The sequence below is a fragment of the Rhizobium sp. BK529 genome, assembly GCF_014194105.1.
GTDB lineage: Bacteria > Pseudomonadota > Alphaproteobacteria > Rhizobiales > Rhizobiaceae > Rhizobium.
Window position 1 is genome coordinate 358,908 of sequence record NZ_JACIAU010000002.1, and the last position, 18,616, is coordinate 377,523.

At 60.2% G+C, this 18,616-nt stretch carries 17 protein-coding genes; 8 read left to right on the top strand and 9 right to left on the bottom strand.

The genetic code is table 11. The features are described from left to right. Window positions 1-9 precede the first annotated feature (9 nt). The 3 genes from FHX08_RS18770 to FHX08_RS18780 are packed head-to-tail and all read right to left on the bottom strand — an operon-like array spanning window position 10 to window position 3,984. Window positions 10-1,701, bottom strand: a complete 1,692-nt coding sequence (locus tag FHX08_RS18770) for an amino acid ABC transporter ATP-binding/permease protein (RefSeq protein ID WP_132654964.1) — start codon at window positions 1,699-1,701, stop codon at window positions 10-12. Further along, window positions 1,698-3,404, bottom strand: coding sequence for a thiol reductant ABC exporter subunit CydD (cydD, locus tag FHX08_RS18775; protein WP_132654966.1), 1,707 nt, complete (start codon window positions 3,402-3,404; stop codon window positions 1,698-1,700). Before cydD ends, FHX08_RS18770 begins: the two co-directional genes overlap by 4 nt. Before the next feature lie 4 nt (window positions 3,405-3,408). Then, complete coding sequence (locus tag FHX08_RS18780) at window positions 3,409-3,984, bottom strand: GbsR/MarR family transcriptional regulator (RefSeq protein ID WP_132654968.1); 576 nt, start codon at window positions 3,982-3,984, stop codon at window positions 3,409-3,411. 457 nt (window positions 3,985-4,441) lie between these two features. On the opposite strand from FHX08_RS18780, the gene FHX08_RS18785 reads away from it, so the two are divergent. After that, window positions 4,442-5,473, top strand: coding sequence for a hydroxyacid dehydrogenase (locus FHX08_RS18785; RefSeq protein WP_132654970.1), 1,032 nt, complete (start codon window positions 4,442-4,444; stop codon window positions 5,471-5,473). Here FHX08_RS18785 and FHX08_RS18790 read toward each other — a convergent pair. Next, entirely contained in the window at window positions 5,470-6,483 is a 1,014-nt protein-coding gene (locus tag FHX08_RS18790) for a Tim44 domain-containing protein (RefSeq protein ID WP_132654972.1), read from the bottom strand. The genes FHX08_RS18785 and FHX08_RS18790 overlap by 4 nt on opposite strands. Window positions 6,484-6,564: 81 nt before the next feature. Next, the gene (locus FHX08_RS18795) at window positions 6,565-7,023 is read right to left on the bottom strand and encodes a YbaK/EbsC family protein (protein WP_132654974.1); all 459 of its coding nucleotides are present in this window, start codon (window positions 7,021-7,023) and stop codon (window positions 6,565-6,567) included. 231 nt (window positions 7,024-7,254) lie between these two features. On the opposite strand from FHX08_RS18795, the gene FHX08_RS18800 reads away from it, so the two are divergent. The 5 genes from FHX08_RS18800 to FHX08_RS18820 all read left to right on the top strand — a co-directional run bounded on the left by FHX08_RS18800 (window position 7,255) and on the right by FHX08_RS18820 (window position 11,866). Then, on the top strand, window positions 7,255-8,256 hold the full coding sequence (locus FHX08_RS18800; protein ID WP_132654976.1) for a LacI family DNA-binding transcriptional regulator: 1,002 nt from the start codon (window positions 7,255-7,257) through the stop codon (window positions 8,254-8,256). A 171-nt stretch (window positions 8,257-8,427) separates the two neighbouring features. Then, window positions 8,428-9,462 (top strand): sterol desaturase family protein, encoded by a 1,035-nt coding sequence (locus tag FHX08_RS18805; RefSeq protein ID WP_132654978.1) that lies wholly within the window; start codon window positions 8,428-8,430, stop codon window positions 9,460-9,462. Continuing rightward, on the top strand, window positions 9,459-9,770 hold the full coding sequence (locus FHX08_RS18810; protein ID WP_132654980.1) for a MocE family 2Fe-2S type ferredoxin: 312 nt from the start codon (window positions 9,459-9,461) through the stop codon (window positions 9,768-9,770). The genes FHX08_RS18805 and FHX08_RS18810 overlap by 4 nt, the downstream gene beginning before the upstream one ends. 63 nt (window positions 9,771-9,833) lie before the next feature. Next, window positions 9,834-11,039, top strand: coding sequence for an NAD(P)/FAD-dependent oxidoreductase (locus FHX08_RS18815; RefSeq protein ID WP_132654982.1), 1,206 nt, complete (start codon window positions 9,834-9,836; stop codon window positions 11,037-11,039). Then, window positions 11,039-11,866, top strand: coding sequence for a sugar phosphate isomerase/epimerase family protein (locus tag FHX08_RS18820; protein ID WP_132654984.1), 828 nt, complete (start codon window positions 11,039-11,041; stop codon window positions 11,864-11,866). The genes FHX08_RS18815 and FHX08_RS18820 overlap by 1 nt, the downstream gene beginning before the upstream one ends. A 94-nt stretch (window positions 11,867-11,960) precedes the next feature. On the opposite strand, the gene FHX08_RS18825 is transcribed toward FHX08_RS18820, so the two are convergent. Continuing rightward, the gene (locus FHX08_RS18825) at window positions 11,961-12,143 is read right to left on the bottom strand and encodes a hypothetical protein (protein WP_132654986.1); all 183 of its coding nucleotides are present in this window, start codon (window positions 12,141-12,143) and stop codon (window positions 11,961-11,963) included. 425 nt (window positions 12,144-12,568) lie between these two features. Next, window positions 12,569-13,009: a hypothetical protein gene (locus FHX08_RS18830; RefSeq protein ID WP_132654988.1), complete on the bottom strand. Its 441-nt coding sequence runs from the start codon at window positions 13,007-13,009 to the stop codon at window positions 12,569-12,571. A gap of 166 nt (window positions 13,010-13,175) precedes the next feature. Between FHX08_RS18830 and FHX08_RS18835 the strand changes: the two genes are divergently transcribed. Next, window positions 13,176-13,382, top strand: coding sequence for a hypothetical protein (locus FHX08_RS18835; RefSeq protein WP_132654990.1), 207 nt, complete (start codon window positions 13,176-13,178; stop codon window positions 13,380-13,382). Window positions 13,383-13,743: 361 nt separating this feature from the next. Here the strand turns inward: FHX08_RS18835 and betC are convergent, their stop codons facing one another. Further along, window positions 13,744-15,258 carry a choline-sulfatase gene (gene betC / locus FHX08_RS18840; RefSeq protein ID WP_132654992.1) on the bottom strand — a complete coding sequence of 505 codons (1,515 nt, stop codon included), beginning with the start codon at window positions 15,256-15,258 and terminating at the stop codon, window positions 13,744-13,746. A gap of 423 nt (window positions 15,259-15,681) precedes the next feature. Between betC and FHX08_RS18845 the strand changes: the two genes are divergently transcribed. Continuing rightward, window positions 15,682-16,596, top strand: a complete 915-nt coding sequence (locus FHX08_RS18845; RefSeq protein ID WP_132654994.1) for an alpha/beta hydrolase — start codon at window positions 15,682-15,684, stop codon at window positions 16,594-16,596. 3 nt (window positions 16,597-16,599) lie between these two features. Here the strand turns inward: FHX08_RS18845 and FHX08_RS18850 are convergent, their stop codons facing one another. After that, window positions 16,600-18,603: a CocE/NonD family hydrolase gene (locus tag FHX08_RS18850; protein ID WP_132654996.1), complete on the bottom strand. Its 2,004-nt coding sequence runs from the start codon at window positions 18,601-18,603 to the stop codon at window positions 16,600-16,602. Window positions 18,604-18,616 lie beyond the last annotated feature (13 nt).

The window sequence follows — 18,616 nt, forward strand, 5'->3', positions numbered from 1 at the left end:
CCTGTTCGCTCAATCCGGCCGAAGCTGATCGAGCGCCTTTTCGAACGCCGCCTCTCCACGGCGCGAAAATTCTGTGATGCGGCCATTCGCGATGATCGCAATGCGGTCTGCGAGCGCCGCTTCGCGGCGAATATGCGTGGCAATGACGAGCGCGCGACCTTCGGCGCTCAACGCGAGGCGGTGCAGCACGTCGCGCGCGGTGCGGCCATCAAGCCCCTCGGTCGGCTCATCGAGCAGCCAGAGTGGTGTGTCGCGCAGAAAGAGACGGGCGAGTGCCAGCCTCCGCGACTGGCCGCCGGAGAGCCCCATGCCACCTTCGCCGAGTGGCGTATCGAGGCCTGAGGGTAGCGCATCGACATCGGCAAGCAGACCGGCAGCATCGAGCGCCTCGCGCAGCCGATCGTCATCGGCACCGGGAGCGGCAAGCAGCAGGTTGCCTCGCAGCGTATCCTGGAAAAGTTCGGTACGTTGCGTGAGCAAGGTCGCGTCGAGCGCTGCCGCAATGCCGTCAGCCGACGGCAATTCGCCAGCCAGCAGCGACAGTAGCGTCGATTTACCTGCGCCGCTCCTGCCAATGATGGCGATATGCTCGCCGCGGCGCAGTTCGAGCGATACATTTCGCAATGCTGGCAGCGCAGCGCCGTCATGGGCGACGGTGATATTCTGGAGCGCAAAGGCAAGCTCATGCGCCGGAGCCATCGGTGCGAAATCGGCTTCAGCGGCCGAAAGACGTGGCCCGATGCGTTTGGCTGCCAGTATCGTCCTGCCGAATTCCATGGCCCCACGACGCAATGCGGCAAAGGGTTCCGTTGCCGCAAAGACGACGAGCAGGCCGAGTGCCGCGACGGGCGCGGTGATCGCGCCGAACTGCATCAGTACGGCAACGGTCAGCAGCGCCGCGACTAGCAGCACAGTAGAGAAAAGACCGAAGCCGAAGCTCACGCCGGTCTCGATACGATTCAGCCAGTCGTCGGCCTTTGCGGTATAAGTGTCGGCAGCGGCGATTGCCTGCTGCTGCGCCGCAAGCCGGTTTGCCATGAGAAGGTCGGTCTGTCCGGCGACGAGATCGATAGTCCGCGAGCGGATGGTTTCGACGCCGTAGGCGCGGCGGCGCGCCGGCTTCACCGCCAGCCGACCGGCAGCGAGTGGCAGGCCAAGCCCTGTCAAAATGAGACTGAGGCCGAAAAGCAGACCGAATAGCGGATGCATCAGCCCGAGCGTGAGACTGGCGACGAGCGCTGCGCCGACTGCCACAGTTGCCGGCACAAGAACGCGCAGATAGAGCGAATCCAACGCATCGATATCGGCGGTCAACCGGAAGAGTAGCCGGGCTGGGCGATTGAGTAGCGCGCGCGCTGCGCCGGCAGAGGCCCAGCAACGGAATAGACGCTCGCGCAAGGCGGCAAGCACGGCAAGCGTCGCATTATGGGTCGTCAGTCTTTCGCCATAGCGTGCAGCCGTGCGCAGGATCGCAAGGAATCGGATGCCCGCCGACGGCGCGAAGACATCAAAAGTCGCGGCAACGGTGACGGAAAGACCTGCGAGCGCGGTCGCCGTGATGAACCATCCCGAAAGGCCAAGCAGGGCAATGCCCGCTGCAACGGTCGCGGCTGATAGTGCGCCGCCGAGCAACAATTCCTTTCGCCGAGTTTGAATGAACAGGCGCAGAACCGGCTTGAGGTCCTTGAACAAGATGATCATTCGGCGGCCTCCCGAAGATGTTCCGCATCGAGGCGGATGGTGCGGTTCATCCGCGCGGCCAGAAGAGGATCGTGCGTAGCGACGATCAGCGTGCGCCCGATCGCAAGAGCAAGCAGGCTTTCGGTGATTCCGGCTGCCGTCTCGGCATCGAGGTGAGCAGTAGGCTCATCAGCAAGGATGATGTGGATCTCGGGGTCGCAGGCTGCTCTCGCGATCGCAAGCCGCAGCGCCTCGCCACCGGAAAGGCCGATGCCGCCTTCCCCGAGCGGGCGATGGCCATAGGCCTTCGCAACGCCACCAAGCCTGGCGAGATCGAGCGCCTCGGAGATATCTGTCTTCGTAACGCCGGGTCGGCCCAGCTTAATATTGCCTGCAAGGGTGCCCGCGAAAATATGCGGCTTCTGGCCGATCCAGGCCATCCTGCTGCGATCTGCGGCTGCCCCGCCGATCAGAACGCGGCCCTCGTTACAGGGCGCCAGCCCGGCGATCAGCGACAGCAATGTCGATTTGCCGCTGCCGCTGGCGCCGAGCAGCGCCACATGTTCGCCGGCGAGGATGGCAAGGCTAAAACCATCGAGAACGGGCTGATGGTCGGGCCGATAGCGGAACCCGATATTTTCAAGACGGATATCGAAGTTTGCGGCCGCAGCCGGGTCCGGCGCACGTTTATCATTGGGGAGTGCCATGCCTCCGGCAGCCAGCCCCTCCAGCGCCTTCAGCGCGGCTTCGCCCGAAGCGCGGTCGTGCCAGACGGTGGAGAGTTCACGCAGCGGCTCGAAGAAGGCAGGTGCGAGGAGCAGAATGAACAGGCCTTGCGAGAGGTCAAGGCCGCCGGACCAGGCGCCGAAACGGATTTCTCCGAGCAAGCTGAAGCCGACATAGACCGCGGTCATCGCCACGCCGAGCGCTGAGAAGAGTTCGAGCACGGCCGACGACAGGAAAGCGATCTTCAGCACCGCCATGGTACGCGTACGCAGCGCTTCCGCTTCCGCGCGAAGTCTCAGCGCTGTGGCATCGACCGCATTGAGCGAGCGGATTGTCGCAAGACCGCGCAGTCGGTCGAGCAGGAAAGCGTTGAGGCCGCCGGTTGCGACAAGCTGCTTTTCGCTCGCAGCCTGCGCACGCCAGCCAATCAGCGCCACGAAGATCGGAATGAGTGGTGCTGAAAACAGCAGCACGAGCGCGGCAATCCAGGAGATCGGAAAAATGGAGGCCAGGATGACGAGCGGCACCAGGCTCGCCTTCATCCGCGCCGGCTGGAAACGGGAGAGGTAAGGAACGATCAATTCGGCCTGTTCGCCGAGCACGCTGGCGGCTTCGCCGGAAGCAGGCCGGCTGGCGTCAACAGGCGAGAGGCGGGCAAGCAGTTCTGCTGCCGCAGCGCGCTTCTCACTGAGTTCGACTCGCGCCGTGCGGAAGGCAAGGCGGCCGCCGGCCGCATCGAGACAGCTTTTGACGATACCGAGTAGCAGGATGAAGACGGCTGGCCAGAGGATATCTGCAAGGCTTCGGCCATTGGCGAGCCCGCCGATGGACCAGGCGAGCAGGCCGGCCTGTGGGATCCAGAGAGCAGCCGCTAATGCCTGGAGCATCGCAGCGATGCGCAGGCGGCTTCTGGCCTTGGCCGGCTTGCGCGCCGCAGCCCGCTCGACAAGTGCCCTCAGCTCTTGCCGGTCTCTCGCGTCAAAGAAAGCACTGCCCATGGCGCTAGCTCTTGTTCGCAGGATTAGGACGGCGGCGGCCAAGCGAAACGACCCGGTCCTTGGCCTCCAGCAGCTTAGTCACCTTTGCACCTAAGGAGAGTAGCGTCGCAAGCCTTTCTGTTTCAAGTTGTTTTACGTCCTCGTACCAGTGCGTCAGCTGCTCGATGAGCGTGTGCATCTCGGCCATGCGCTCCTGCGCGTGACGTTCGGCCTCGCTTGCCGGGCGCTGCATGAGGATCTCGCGCAGCACAGACAGCGTCGGATCGACCTCGCGCTTCTTGCGCTCTTCGGCAAGCGTTCTGAGAATGATCCAGACATCGTCGGGTGTGGTGAAGAAGTCGCGCCGGTCATCGGGCTTGTGGCGCAGCAGGACGAGATTCCAGGCCTGCAACTCGCGCAGGCTCATGGAGACATTCGAGCGTGATATGCCAAGCGCATCGACGATCTCCTCGGCGCAGAGCGGCGAAGGCGAGACGTAGAGCAGGGCATAGATCTGGCCGACTGTTCGATTGATGCCCCAGCGGGAGCCCATTTCTCCGAAGTGCAGAACGAAGGACTGGACGAGCGGCGGAAGGTTCATTGTCATTTCCGTTGTGTCTGTGATTTCAGAAATTTCTGAAATTATTATACAGACTTTCGCGCTCGTGCTGCAATTGTCTGGCTTGACCTGCGTCAATTTGGATACACGCTTCGATCGTCTGTCTCTTCATACATCGGCGGCGCGCGCTTGGAATTGACTTGAGTCAAATCCCGCAAACATAAGGCGCCCAGAGGACGCTCATCTGTCGGGTGCTCAATGTGGGATGAACTACGGAAAAGGCGCGAGCCTCAGATCAAGACGGTCAGGTACGCCCACGTCGGCATCAAGGCCGCCTGCGATCTGCGATGAAGTCAAACGAAAAGCGGATAAACAGGAAGAATTTTCAGCTGCTTAAAGCATGAACAACCGTTTTCGAAAGGTGGCTTCACAAGCGCTGTTGAACCGGATTATCAATCACATTGAGAGGCGGAAGCCACCGCATCTTGAGGAGGATCCCATGACGAATTCTGAAAGGCCGCTGGCGATCAGCGCGCCGGAGCCGCGTACGCTCGATCTGATTTTCAGCGACAAAGCGCGCGCCGAACTCAACGCTAAATATGAGATCGTCGAGGCCGACCCCGAAAACATTGATGGCCTTGGCGACAACGTCCTCGGCAAGGCGCGCTACATCATCGGTCAGCCGCCGCTGTCGGCGGAGACGCTTGGACGTATGCCGCAGCTTCGCTCGATCCTGAATGTCGAGAGCAACCTCCTTAACAACATGCCTTATGATATCCTGTTTCAGCGCGGCATTCATGTCGTGACGACAGGACAGGTCTTTGCCGAGCCAGTGGCGGAGATTGGCCTCGGTTTTGCACTCAGTCTGGCGCGAGGCATCATCGATGCCGATGTGGCTTTCCGGGAGGGCCATGAACTTTGGGGTGGCGAGGGCAATGCCAGCGCCCGGCTAATATCGGGTTCCGATATCGGCATCGTCGGTTTCGGCGATCTTGGCAGGGCGCTGCGGCGGGTTCTGTCCGGCTTCCGTGCCAGGATCAGGGTATTCGACCCCTGGCTGCCGCGTTCGATCCTGGAGGAAAACGGAGTTGAGCCGGCAAGCCTGAACGAAGTGCTGACACAGAGCGATTTCGTCTTTGTCGTCGCTTCCGTCACCAGTGAGAACAGGGGCTTCCTCGGCGCGGATGCCTTTGCCAGCATGCGCAAGGGAGCAGCCTTCATTCTGCTCAGCCGCGCCGATGTCGTGGATTTCGATGCGCTGATGGCGGCTGTCGCATCAGGCCATATCGTTGCAGCAAGCGATGTCTATCCGCAGGAACCGCTGGCGTCAGATCATCCGGTTCGAAATCTCAAGGGCTTCATCCGCTCGGCCCATCGCGCCGGCGCGCTCGATGTCGCCTTCAAGAAGATGGGCGACATGGTTCTCGAGGATATGGATCTAATGGATCGCGGCCTGCCGCCGATGCGCTGCAAGCGGGCGGAGCGTGAAACGGTGTTCCGCATGCGCTCCAAGCCGGTGTCCGTTAATTAAGCGGCGCGCTGGCCCGTGCCTTGGATCGCGGCAAGCTTCCAGTCGGCGCCGGGCTTGCGTACGAAGGTCCAGACCTCAGTGCTTTCGCTCGGGCGGCGGTCGTCGCCTGAGACGACGCGGCCGGTATTGCGCTCGACCATAGCGTCGATCGAAGAATAGCGCATTGCAAGCGTCGCATATTCCTGACCGTTCTCACGCCACGCCTCGGCAATGTCGCCCTGCAGCAGCTTGACGTCGGAAACCTTGTTACGCACGCCATTGGTGGCGTTTTCGCCAAGCTCTTCAGCAAGGTAGGACATGGCTTCCGGCGTCGTCAGGCGGCGCAACGCGCCGTAATCTTCCGCGCCATAAGCGGTCTGAACTTTCGTCAGCAATTCCTCGAATTGATCCAGGTCCGCCTGGGCGAGGCCGATCTCATCACTCGGGCGCGCATTACGCTGCTGCTGGTTGCCGGCGCCCGAACCGATCGCCGGAATATGGAAAGACGATCCGCCATTGGCCGGCGGCATGTTATAGGATTGCTGTCCGCCATAGCTCTGGCCGCCTGCACCATAAGAGGGCTGTCGGCGATTGGCGAAGAAGCGCATCGCAAGCGTGATCGCGCCAAAGATCAGCGCAATCTGCAACAGCATGCCCAGGAAGCCGAAACCGCCGCCGAAACCGTGGCCTAGAAGCATGCCGAGTAAGCCACCGGCAATCAGGCCGCCGATCATCGAACGGCCGAAACCGCCGAAGAAGCCGGGGCGCTGCTGCGCATAGCCAGGCTGCGGCGTGTTATAGGGTGTGTTCGTCTGCGGGCGCGGGGTCATCGAGCGTTCGATGGGCGCAGCAGGGGCAGGAACGGTGCGGGTAACCGGAGGCGCGCTGAAAGTCCGCGTGCCGCGGCTTCCGAATCCGCCAAAGCCGCCGGCGCGGCGCGCATCGGCATCGCTGATCGTGGCAAAGACGGTGGCGCTCGCGAGGACGGCAATCGCCGCGATCCTAGCAAAACGCGAAACGGCACTGGGCATTCTTGCAATCTCCTATCATGCGCTAAACGGCACGTCGGGCCTAATATAGGTAGTCTTTCTGCCCTGTGAAGTTGCGCGTTGCTACTGGCAGACGTCGACCCATTCAGCTCCGGTGATTTTAGCCAGTCGGTCAGTCGCGATTCGTACCGCAGAATTGGTCGAGCCGGCGGCCGGCACAACCTCATCGAATTGCTTCAGCGACACGTCGCAGTAGATCGGCAGCGGGGCTGGCAGACCAAAGGGGCAGACGCCACCGACGGGGTGGCTCGTTGCCGCCAATACCTCTTCGGCATCGAGCATGCGGCCCTTGCCGCCGAAAGTGTCCTTGAATTTCCTGTTGTCGAGACGCGCCGTGCCGCCTGCTACGATCAGCATGGTGCGGTCGCCGACGCGAAGGCAGATCGTCTTGGCGATCTGCGCGGGTTCGACACCATGTGCTTCTGCCGCGAGCGCGACGGTCGAAGAGCTTTCGGCCGTTTCGACGATGGCAATATCGGGAGCATTGATTGCGAAGAAGGCGCGTACGGAATCGAGGCTCATGGGATGGGATACTTTTGAGTGAACAGCCAATCTGGAGCCGCATGATGATGCGACATGGGATTCATGTATTTGCCGTCCAACTTAATATTTAGATTTCAGAAAATTCAATCGTTTAGTTTCTGAGGAGCATTTCTATGCATCCTGGAAGGCAATTCGAATTGTTCCTGACTTCTAACTCATGGATATTGCTGGAAAATTAGAAATCCAGCCTTCGCGCATCGAGGACATATAGTGAGCAAGCCGAACTATCGGGATATTGCCCGCCAGGCAGGTGTGGGAACCGCTACCGTCGAACGGGTCCTGAATGGCCGCGGCGGAGTTCGTCCCGAACTGGTCGGGAAGGTCATCATCGCCGCGCGCAGCCTCGACTATCCGCGCACGCTTCCAGACCCCCATCGCAGTCTGTTGCGCATCGAGGTGCTGATGGTCCGCCCCGAGACGACCTTTTATCAGCGACTCTCCAAGGCATTCGAGCGGACCGCCGCGACCCTCGATCCGTTGGTCGTCGTGCATCGCAGCTTCACCGAGGAGATGAAGCCGGAGGAAATTGCCCGGCGCATCCTGTCAACCGACATGCCGCGCGCCGGCCTGATCCTTGCGGTGCCGAATAGTCCGGTGATCCAGGCAGCTGTTGAGAAAGTCGTCGCCAAGGGATTGCCGGTCGTCCACGTCGTCACCCGCGCGTCCGACCGTTCAGGTGAATTCGTCGGCATCGACAATTATGCCGCCGGACGGACCGCCGCGCTGTTCATCAGTCGCATGGCCCGCAGGCAAGGGCCAGTCGTCGCAATCTGTCACCCGATCTATCAGGTGCATCGCGATCGCATCCGCGGGTTTTCCGATTATTTTCTGGAGCATCCGGGTGCCACCAGCTTTCAATGGCTGGGCTTCGGCCTTGATGAGGAGCACTTCAGCGCCGAGCTTTTGCTCTCGGCCCTTAAAACCTATCCGGATCTCGCCGGGCTCTACAATGCCGGCGGCGCCAATTCCGCACTGATCGATGTGCTGCGTCGTCATGCGCGCGAGCGCAATATCTTCTTCGTCGGCCATGAACTCACAGATTACACCCGCAAAGCCCTGCAGGACGATGTCATGGATGTGGTGCTCGACCAGGCGCCGGAAGCGCAGGCGCGGCGATCGCTCGATCTCGTCCTGCGCCGCATCGGTCTGACCGATATCGAGCCGGATCGGGCGCCCATCCGTTTCATCACCATCACCAAGGAAGGGCTTTGATCTAATTTGATCAACGATGCCTTCGGCGCCGCGACGCTCTCCTGTTAATTTCAATGCCAGGAGGAGAGCCGGAGCGTCGAGAGGAGCGACACCGGATTAGGCGCGCCAGCGCTCTCTTTCAAACGAACGTATGCGAAGCGGAAATGACGGCTTCGCCTGGAGGAGAGTGAAATGGACGATCTGAAATTCGGCATGCGCAACAAACGCGGCGACTGGGCACCCAACAAGCCCGTCGAGACCGCGCCGCTCTTTGCCTTTCCGCCGCGGCTGATGACCATCCTGAAATGGCTGCCGCACTATTTCTTTCCCTGGAATGCGATCTTTGCTGCGTCCGCCGTCGCCTATTGGGCCTGGGTCATTCCGCCTGTCGAGACGATGCGAACCTTCGGCTTCGGCTGGATTGCCTGGCTCTATGCCATGAATGCAATCTGCGTTCTGCTCTTCTACGGCGCCTTCGAGGTGCATCTCTATGTGCTGAAGCGCCAGGAAAACCGGTTCAAGTACAATGGAAAATTCCCGGCTGAGCAGAAAAGCAAGGCCTTCTGGTTCGAAAGCCAGAACGTCGACAATATGTTGCGCACCTTCCTGTCAGGCGTGACGATCTGGACGGCAATCGAGGCGGGCATGCTATTGGCCTATGCCAATGGTTACGTGCCGTGGCTGAGCTTTGCCGAACATCCCTGGACGCTTGCCATTGTCGCGCTGATCGTCCCGATCATTCACGAATTCCACTTCTTCTGCATCCACCGGCTCATCCACACCCCGTTTCTCTACAAGTGGGTGCACTCGGTCCATCATAATTCAGTCAACCCATCGCCCTGGTCGTCGCTGTCGATGCATCCGGTCGAGCATCTGCTTTATCTCGGAACGGCCTTCTATCACCTGATCCTGCCATCCAACCCGGTCCTGATGCTCTATCAACTCCACTATGCGGGTTACGGAGCCATTCCCGGCCATGTGGGTTTCGACAAGGTCGAGATCGGCGAGGGCAAGCTGGTCGATAGCCATGCCTATGCCCATTACCTGCACCACAAATATTTCGAGGTGAATTACGGCGATACGCTGATCCCGCTCGATCGGTGGTTCGGCACCTGGCACGACGGCTCGCCCGAAGGCGAGGCCCGGATGCAGGAGCGCTATCGTCGACGTAAGGAAAAGCTCGCAGCCGGCAAGGCCGGCATGGAAATCAAGGGAGCGGCCGAATGAGCTGGATCACTGCCTGCAAACTCGATGACATCGAACAGGAAGGTGCCATCCGTTTCGATCACGACAGCCGTACCTATGCCATCTATCGCGGCCCGGACGACAGCGTCTATTGCACCGCCGGTCTCTGCACCCACGAGTCGATCCATCTCGCAGAAGGACTGGTCATGGAATTCGAAGTGGAATGTCCCAAACATTCCGGCGCCTTCGACTACCGCACCGGCGAGGCTCTCCGGCTTCCCGCCTGCGAGAACCTGAAAACCTATCCGGCCGAAGTGATCGACGGGGTAGTGCGCGTGGCTCTCGCCTGATGATCCTCCCTGGCCGGCGTCTCCTCCTCACGAGCGCCGGCCTCTTTTTCCATGGAGAGCTTTATGAGCGGCATTGTCATCATCGGCGCGGGGGAGTGCGGAACGCGTGCTGCATTCGCCTTGCGCGAAGCCGGATATTCAGGGTCCGTTGTGCTGGTCGGAGCCGAGCCGCATCTGCCCTATGAACGGCCGCCACTATCGAAGCCGGCGAGTGACGCTGTGCGGATGAAGCTGATCTGCGCGAAGGACGGTCTGGCTGACGCGGGCATCGACTATCTCAAGGGCGTGTCGGCTTCGAAGCTGGACGCCGATGCCGGCACAGTGACGCTGAGCGATGGGCGCGTGCTGGCCTATCAAAAGCTGTTGCTGGCAACTGGCGCGCGCCCGAGGCGGCTTGCTTGCCCCGGTGCCGAGCGGGCGCTCGATTTCCGCACGCATGGCGATGCTGAAGCGATTTTTTCCCGTGCCGGGGTAGCCCGAAGCACCGCGGTCATTGGCGGCGGCTTGATCGGAATGGAGCTTGCGTCGGTGCTGCGCGGCGAGGGCATTGCCGTGAGCGTCATCGAAGCCGCACCAAAGACCCTTGGACGCGCTGTCCCGGCGCGCTTTGCCGAAAAGCTGCATGCCAGGCACATCGAAGAAGGCGTCGATTTTCATCTCGGCCGAGGCGTCGCGGCAATCACCGATGATGGCGTCATACTGACCGACGGCAGCATGGTTCAAGCACAACTTGTCATCAGCGCCATCGGTGTCATGCCGGAGATCACACTGGCGCAAGACGCTGGACTGGCAACGGGCAACGGCATTCTGACCGATACTCATCTGCGCACCAGCGCAGCAAATATCTTCGCTGCAGGTGACTGCGCGGCAGTAAGCCAGACTGATGGCGGCCACATCAGGTTCGAAAGCTGGCGGAATGCCAGAGCTCAAGCCGAAACCGCGGCGCGCACTATGATCGGTTCGTTGGAGCCTTTCACCGCAATCCCCTGGTTCTGGTCGGATCAATACGATCTCAGCCTCCAGGTGGTCGGGCTGCCGCAGCCGGCGCATCAAAGCGTGGTCCGGCCGCTTGGCGATGGCGAACTTGAATTCTATCTGGACGCAGGACGTCTCGTCGCCGCAGCCGGCCTCGGTATCGGTAACGCGGTTGCCAAGGATATCAAGCTTGCCGAGATGTTGATCGCTGCGGGCGTTCGTCCCGATACCGCCGCGCTAGCCAATGCCAACCTGAACCTCAAGGCGCTTCTGAAGAGCGCGCGGGCGGCCTGATGCAGAAGCTCATGATCTTCCAGTCGCTCTGGGCCATGGAGCGTCGGCATCCTGACGGGTATGAGCGTAGCCTCGACGAGAATATTACAATGATATTAGAGGCCGGCTTCGACGGCATCAGTGCCCACTATACGAACCGTGCCGATGTCATTGGGCTGAATGATGCGATCCGCGGCACCGGATTGAAGATCGAAGGTGTCTGTTTTCCCCAGTCAGTGGAGGATTTGCGCCTGACGCTCGAACTCGCCACGGAATTTCCGGTCAGCCATATCTGTCTGCAGCCCGATATCCGCCTGCGCCGCGTCGAGGATTGCCTGCCAATATTGGATGGCTGGATGCAGCTTGCCGACGATGCCGGCATTCCCGTGCTTATCGAAACACATCGCAACCGGATGACGACGGACCTGTTCTTTACGCTCGATCTGCTGGAGAAACGGCCGAACCTGCCGTTGCTTGCCGATCTCTCGCACTTTACGGTCGCACGCGAGTTCGCCTATCCTGTCGATGCCGAAATTCACGCGATGATCCATCGCGTCCTGCGAAATGCCCATGCCTTTCACGGCAGGGTCGCATCGTGCGGACAAGTGCAGATCGAAATCTCCTTTCCGCATCATCGGCCGTGGGTCGGGCTCTTCCGTCAGTGGTGGGACTACGGCATGCGTGACTGGCGCGCTCGGGCGTCGGCCAATGCCGAGCTCGTCTTCACCTGTGAACTGGGGCCAAAGCCGTATGCAATTAGCACTCGTGACGGCAGTGACAGCACTGGTCGGTGGGCGGAGGCCCTGCAACTGCGTCAGATGCTCCGCGACCTCTGGGCCGCGATTTGATTGCCGTCGTCCTGATGCCAGCAGACTTGTCGGGATGATCTCCTCTGGAGATCATCCTAACGGTCGTCCCGGGCACATCTGCAAGGGATCCGATCTATTTATCAGACAAAGCGAGGTCGTGGCGCAGCCATGACGGGAAGGCGTCGACGCTGTTAACAACGCGGCGACGCCGCCATCGAGCAATAATGGTCGCGACGAGGATTTCTCGAAAGCTGAATCGCGAGCAGAGCTCGGTCACGGATGCCGACAAGTTCTCGCCGGTGTTTTGCTTGTTCATGAGTATTCGCGGCCAGAATTCGGGGCCGCCCTTCTTTCAAGCTGAGAATGCGCAGCGACGGCGCAGGCGTTGCCGTGCCAAAACGCTACGTGCGAAACGGGGTGCCATCTCTGGATGGTGAAGCTTGAAAGGTCTCGATGAAAGCCGAGGGTTAGGAGCTTCGAAAGCCTATGCCAAAGAGGCGTTGGACGAAGAAATATCTGTCATTGCACGCCTCCGTTGGTGAATTGCTCCGGCCGCACTTTTTAGCCGATCATGAAAGGTCAGGCAAGGGCGCCGAAGTGCGTCAGTCCAAGGCGCGGATAGAGGGACACTGCTTTGCGACTAGGGGCATTAAAATGACCTCGTCGGTGATGATCCTTTGATTCCCGAAAGCGCATGGCTGTGGCTTGGCAGGTTCTGATATCGCGTTGTCGACATGCGAGCTAGTTGAGAGAGCGACGGATCGCCGCGAGGTAGGCTTCGGCGAGTTGGACGCGCTCGCAAGCAACACTGTCCAAGGTGCGTTCCAGACGAAGAGCGGCTCCCTTCGTCATGAATGGCTCTAGGCGCCACCGGGGCGAACCCGGCCTTATTCGGATGCGAGGGCCAAGGCCTGGCCGGTATTGGGCAAGCGAGATCCCAGCTTTGATCAGCAGGTTTCTGACATCGGGCCGCCGTTCTGCGGCGATGACGATGGAGAACGCACCGATCAGAAACGCCTTGGAAACTGGTAGTTCGATCTCGTCGATAATGTCACTGCCGATATCGTTCGCCTTGACGAAGAGGAGGAATTCATCGACGCACTGCTGAGCTCTGTCCAGGCTCGCCGCATCAGGATACTCTCCCGGCATATATCCTAAACGGCTCTCGATGATCACGCGCATGGACAACTCCTTTGCGCGATTAACGCAAATGGCGTTCTTTTGTTCGAAAGCGCCAAGGAGGCTGGTCAGCCACGTGCTGCGGCGTTTTCAACACCAGCCAAATCCTGACTCTTTTTGACGGCCGGCTAAGACGGAACAATTGGTTTGGTTATCGAGTTCTAGGACGATGGAACAGGACAACCTCAAAAGAACGGTCCCGCACTTTTCACGTCATCCCGAGGCGGCGCGCCAGCTGCATCGGCTTGGGGCCTTCTCCATTCCGCAGGATCTCGATGACAGATTTCGCGGATTGCTCGCCAGACTTGATCGGGCTGAGCATGACAGCTGTTCATTGGCTGACGACATGATGTCGGCCAACCCGGGTCCCGCATGAAGTGACACGTTTCGGAAGCTCTTCAGAATCTGGCCATTTTTCCAGTGCCCCACAATATCGGAGGTCGGATCCTGGAGGTTGAGCTTCAACACGACCAGTGCTTACGCACTTTCCTGCCGGCGATCGGTGCACAGCTCACGCTCTCGCAAGTTGTTTTGTGCCTTCAAGGCACGCTTCAGCGAGAACGGAAAAGTCGACGGAATCCAACAAGCAACGCCGCGTTTTCGCCATGGGCCTGACATCGCACCGGAAGTTGCAGGACGCTGCGAGAGCCTGAAAGTCGAGCCAGCAAAGTCGGTCCGCCGAAATCGCCCGGAGCAACGGGCCAGTGTCCAGGTGTCGTGATTATTCGTGCTGCCCATCATTCACCGCGAGGAAACCGCTGGTTCTCCTCCAAGACGTTGAGATCCATATGATTGCGCATGTATCGCTCGGCGGCTTTCTGCAGGGGTTGATAGTCCCACGGGTAATAGGATCCTTCCCGCAATGCGGGATACACGACCCACCGACGGGCCTGGCTTTCTCGGATCTGCGCATCAAAATCCGAGAGGTTCCAGCGGAGATGGACTTGAGAAAGCAGGTCGTCCAGCGTTTTCGCATGGGCGGGATCATCTGCGAGATTGGAGAGCTCATGGGGATCGGCCCGAAGATCAAATAGCAAGGGCGGGTCTGTTTCGCAGACCGTCAGTTTGAAATGATCGGCACGAATGGCCACAAGCGGTGCAATCGATCCTTCAGCGGCATATTCCATCAGGACCGGACCGTGGGCCTTGCTGCCGCCCAAGAGCTCGGCCAGGTTCTCGCCATCCGTCCAGGGGGAAATGGCAGAAATATCAAGCCCGGCAAGCCCGGCAAGCGTCGGAGTGACATCGAGAGTGGAGACCGGTTGATCGATCACGCCAGGCTGCCAGCCCGGTGCCGATATCATCAATGGCACGCGCGCAGAACCGTCGAAGAAGCACATCTTGAACCAGAGACCGCGCTCGCCCAGCATATCGCCGTGGTCCGACACGAACAGGATGACGGTGTTTTCCCGCATGCGTGTGCGCTCCAGTACGTCGAGGATCTCCCCGACCTTCTCGTCGATATAGGAGATATTGGCGAAATAGCCGCGCCTTGCCCTGCGGATCTGCTCGGTAGTGATGTCGAAGGCCTTGTAGTCGCAGGCTTCCAGCAAGCGCCTCGAATGCGGATCCATCTCATCGAACGGCAGGGCCGCGATGGTCGGATCAAGGGCCGGGCAATCCTCGTAGAGATCCCAGAATTTGCGCCTGGCGACATAGGGATCGTGAGGGTGGGTGAAACTGACGGTCAGGCACCAAGGGCGCTCGTCTAGTCGCCGCGACAGGTCGTAGAGCTTGCGGGTTGCGTTATAGGCGACCTCGTCGTCATATTCGAGCTGGTTGGTGATTTCCGCGATACCGGCGCCGGTCACCGATCCAAGGTTATGGTACCACCAGTCGATACGCTCACCAGGCTTGCGATAGTCGGGAGTCCAGCCGAAATCGGCCGGATAGATATCCGTCGTCAGACGTTCTTCGAAACCATGCAGCTGGTCGGGGCCGACGAAGTGCATTTTGCCCGACAGGCTGGTGTGATAGCCAGCTGCCCTCAGATGATGAGCATAGGTCGGAATGTCGGAGGCAAATTCGGCCGCATTGTCATAGACCCGCGTCCGGCTCGGCAACTGGCCCGACATGAACGATGCACGCGCTGGAGCGCAGAGAGGGCTTGCTGTGTAGCTGTTGGCGAAGCGGACCGAACGCGATGCCAGATTTCTCAGGTGCGGTGCATGAAGAAAATTAGCCGGTCCGTCCGGAAACAGAGTACCGTTCAGCTGGTCGACCATGATGATGAGAATATTGGGGCGCGCCATGATGTCTCGCTGCTACTCTTATTCGTTGGTTCTATTGGGGGGAGCGGCTCAGAGATGCATGCGCCACCAGTTGACGACTGTCTGGCCGAACTGCCCGTTCGCATCGGCCACCGGTCCGCGTCGGCAGGCGTCGATCAGATCCATTATTATCTTCAGGAGCGGCACTGGTCGTCGCATCAGTGATCCTCTCGGCGGCGTGGGACGCAATCGGCACTCTGACGATAGCCGACTTAATGACTGCGCACTATCGCTTCTCCGACATTGGTTGTTCCGCACGCTCGCTCAAAGCGCTTCCGGGGACAGATCTGCAGGCGACACAACGGGTCGCGCCAAGACGTGCATCGTGGCCTAACCCATGCATGATGCAGTGGTGGCTGGCTCGTCACCGCCAGACAGCATCTTGCGAGAGCGCGGAGGATCCTGATGTCGATCGCCCGACCCATACCCACGGAAGAAGGCATCCGGGAGTTTCTGAAGATTTGCGAGAGCTTCTATCCGCCGGACGCGGTCGACGCATCGATCTCACAGCAGCGACAGTGGTATGATCGGCTCTGCGCGCGATTTGACCACCCCTTGCCGCAGGGGCTGACCTATGCCGATGGCATGGTGTCGCGTATCCCGATCCGGCGATATCGCCCGCGCACGATAACGACATCGACCGTTCTCCTCTATCTGCATGGCGGCGGTTTCGTCGCAGGATCGCTCGAAAGCCATCATTCGATCTGTGCTGAAATCGCCGATTTCGCTGGCGCCGAACTCATCAGCGTCGATTATCGACTGGCGCCGGAACATCGCTGGCCGTCGCAAAGCGAGGATTGTTTCATCGTCCTTCAGCACCTGTTGTCGTCTCCACGCAGCAAGGTGGTGGTAGTCGGCGACAGCGCGGGCGCCAATCTTGCGGCAGGTCTTGCCGTCAGATCGTTACGGGAAGCGCTGCCGGGGTTGGTTGGCCAGGTTCTTATCTACCCGACGCTCGGCGGGGACCTGGAGAAGGGTTCCTACGTCGACATGGCAAATGCGCCGGGCCTGACAACGGCCGACGTTGCCTATTACCGAACCGTCCTGCGGGCTCCGTCCGGACATCCTGTGGCCGAGCCGCTCCACGCGGATTCACTTGCGGGACTTGCACCTGCCTTTATCACGGTCGCACGTTTCGATCCGTTGCGAGACGACGGGCGCAGCTACGCAGGCCGGCTCGCGGAGGCCGGCGTTGAAGTCTGGTTCCGAGAGGAACCGCAGATGGTGCACGCTTGGCTGCGGGCGCGCTACATGAGTGAAGGCGCTCGCGCCGGGTTCGTGGCGATATGCGAGGCAGTCAGACTCTTTGCTTCGCGCTGATCGCTACATCAGGTCGCGCGCGATCTTCTTTTCTTCGAAATCCTTTTCGAAGACCTTTACCCCACCCTCGTAGGCCGTGACGTTGGCGGCGATAACCCAGTGTGTTGCCGTGCAGCCGATCGCGGCAGTCGCCACCGTCGTCACCGACCAGCCGGGACGTTGCATGTCGCAGGTCCAGGTGGATTGGCCCGTCATGGAGAGCGGGTCGTCTAGCGCGATCGACCATGTCTCATCGCGCAGTTGGCGCGTACTGAGCCCTGTATCGGGATGCTCGAAAAGCCCGGTATCCTCATGGATACGGTATTCGGTTCGATTGGCACAAAGCTCTTTGACGACCTGCCTTTTCGTGTCAGCCGGCGCATGTTCGATATATTTCGGCAGCGGATCGGGATTATCCGGCTCCTTCACCGCAATTAGGCGATGATTGGCAAGCATCGGCAAGGCAAGTTCGATTGAAGTCGTATCGATGACAAGGCCGGGATCAGTCGGCGGCGGCAGGATCATCGGCCAATAGGCGGTAGAAAGTGAAAGGCGGATGCGATGGCCGGCGCGGAAACGATAGCCGCAGGCATCCAGAACAAGGCGTACAATCACGCGGTCGCCGCTTTTCATGGGTCTTGGCTCGGCGCTGCCATCGCGATGAGCAAGATTGAGGACGCCGAAGGAAACGCGTGTCGCCATGCCGTCCTCATGTACATCGACGAGCCGCGCGCAGAGATTTGCAGTGTCTGCCTCACAGCGTAGCGCCAGAGTGACGACAGGCTGGCCGAGGTAGTCGCAATCCTCGGCAAGCGGTGGGGTTTCAAAGACAAGAGAGCCGGCATCGTCGCCTCGCTGGTCGATCGCCATTTCGGCATCCGGTTTCAGTGTGAAATATTCCCCCGATGCCGTACCGGTATCAAGTGGCGAGCGCAGATGGACGTCTTGCGCCAACGTCTGCAATCTAACCACTCCTTCGTCGAGCCGGCCCGATGATCCTGCGTGGAAATATTGCACCGCTGGTGCTCGCCACGCGTCGATTGCGACCCAGAAGCCGGGATCAGCTTCCCGGCGCGGGGCAGGGCGCACGGCATCGAGTATATAGGCGCGCAGTTGCGGCGTGTTTTCCGCATGGTTCTTCTCTCCGCGCAGCCAACAGTTCCACCAGGCGATCGCCTCGCCATGGAAATCGGCGCGTGGCTTTGGGAAGGCGAAATGCGGATATTTATGAACCCAGGGACCGATCAGCGCCTTTGCTCTCGTCCCAAGCCCCGCGATTGCCTTCAGCGGTGTATTGCGATAGCCATCGGCCCAGCCGGCGATTACCAGCGCCGGGATTTCCAAACTTGAAAAATTCTCGCAGATCGAACCGTGTTTCCAGAAGGCGTCTCGTCGCTGGTGGGCGAGCCACTCCTCCATGAAGAAGGGCTCGTTTTGCAGCCTTTCCAGCCACAGCTCCCTCCAGCGATCGCCGACAACAGCCGGATCCGGCGGGCGGGACTGGTAGCCTAGCATCGTCGCGGCCCAGGAAAGCTGGGCGGACAGGTGACAGCCATTCTTGTAATGGATGTCGTCATTGTAACGATCCACAGTCGAGGCGATCGAGATGACAGCCTTCAATGCCGGGGGGCGAAGGGCCGCTACCTGCAGGCTGTTGAAGCCGCCCCATGAAATGCCCATCATGCCGACCGCGCCGTTGCACCAGGGCTGGCTGGCGATCCAATCGATCAGTTCACAGGCGTTGGCAAGCTCAAGTTCGGTATATTCGCCATCGATCACGCCTTCGGATTCGCCCGAACCCCGGATATCGACACGCACTCCGGCAATGCCGGCGGCAGCAAAGACGGGGTAGGTCGATTCGTCGCGCAGGCTCGTTCCATCGCGCTTGCGATAGGGCAGGAACTCGAAGACGGCCGGCACCGGGTCGGCGTCTGCGCCATCAGGCATCCAGATCCGCGCGGCCAGGCGCGTTCCATCGCCAAGTGTGATCCACTGGTTTTCGATCGTCGTGAAGGAGCGTTGGCTCATGTGTTTTCCCTGG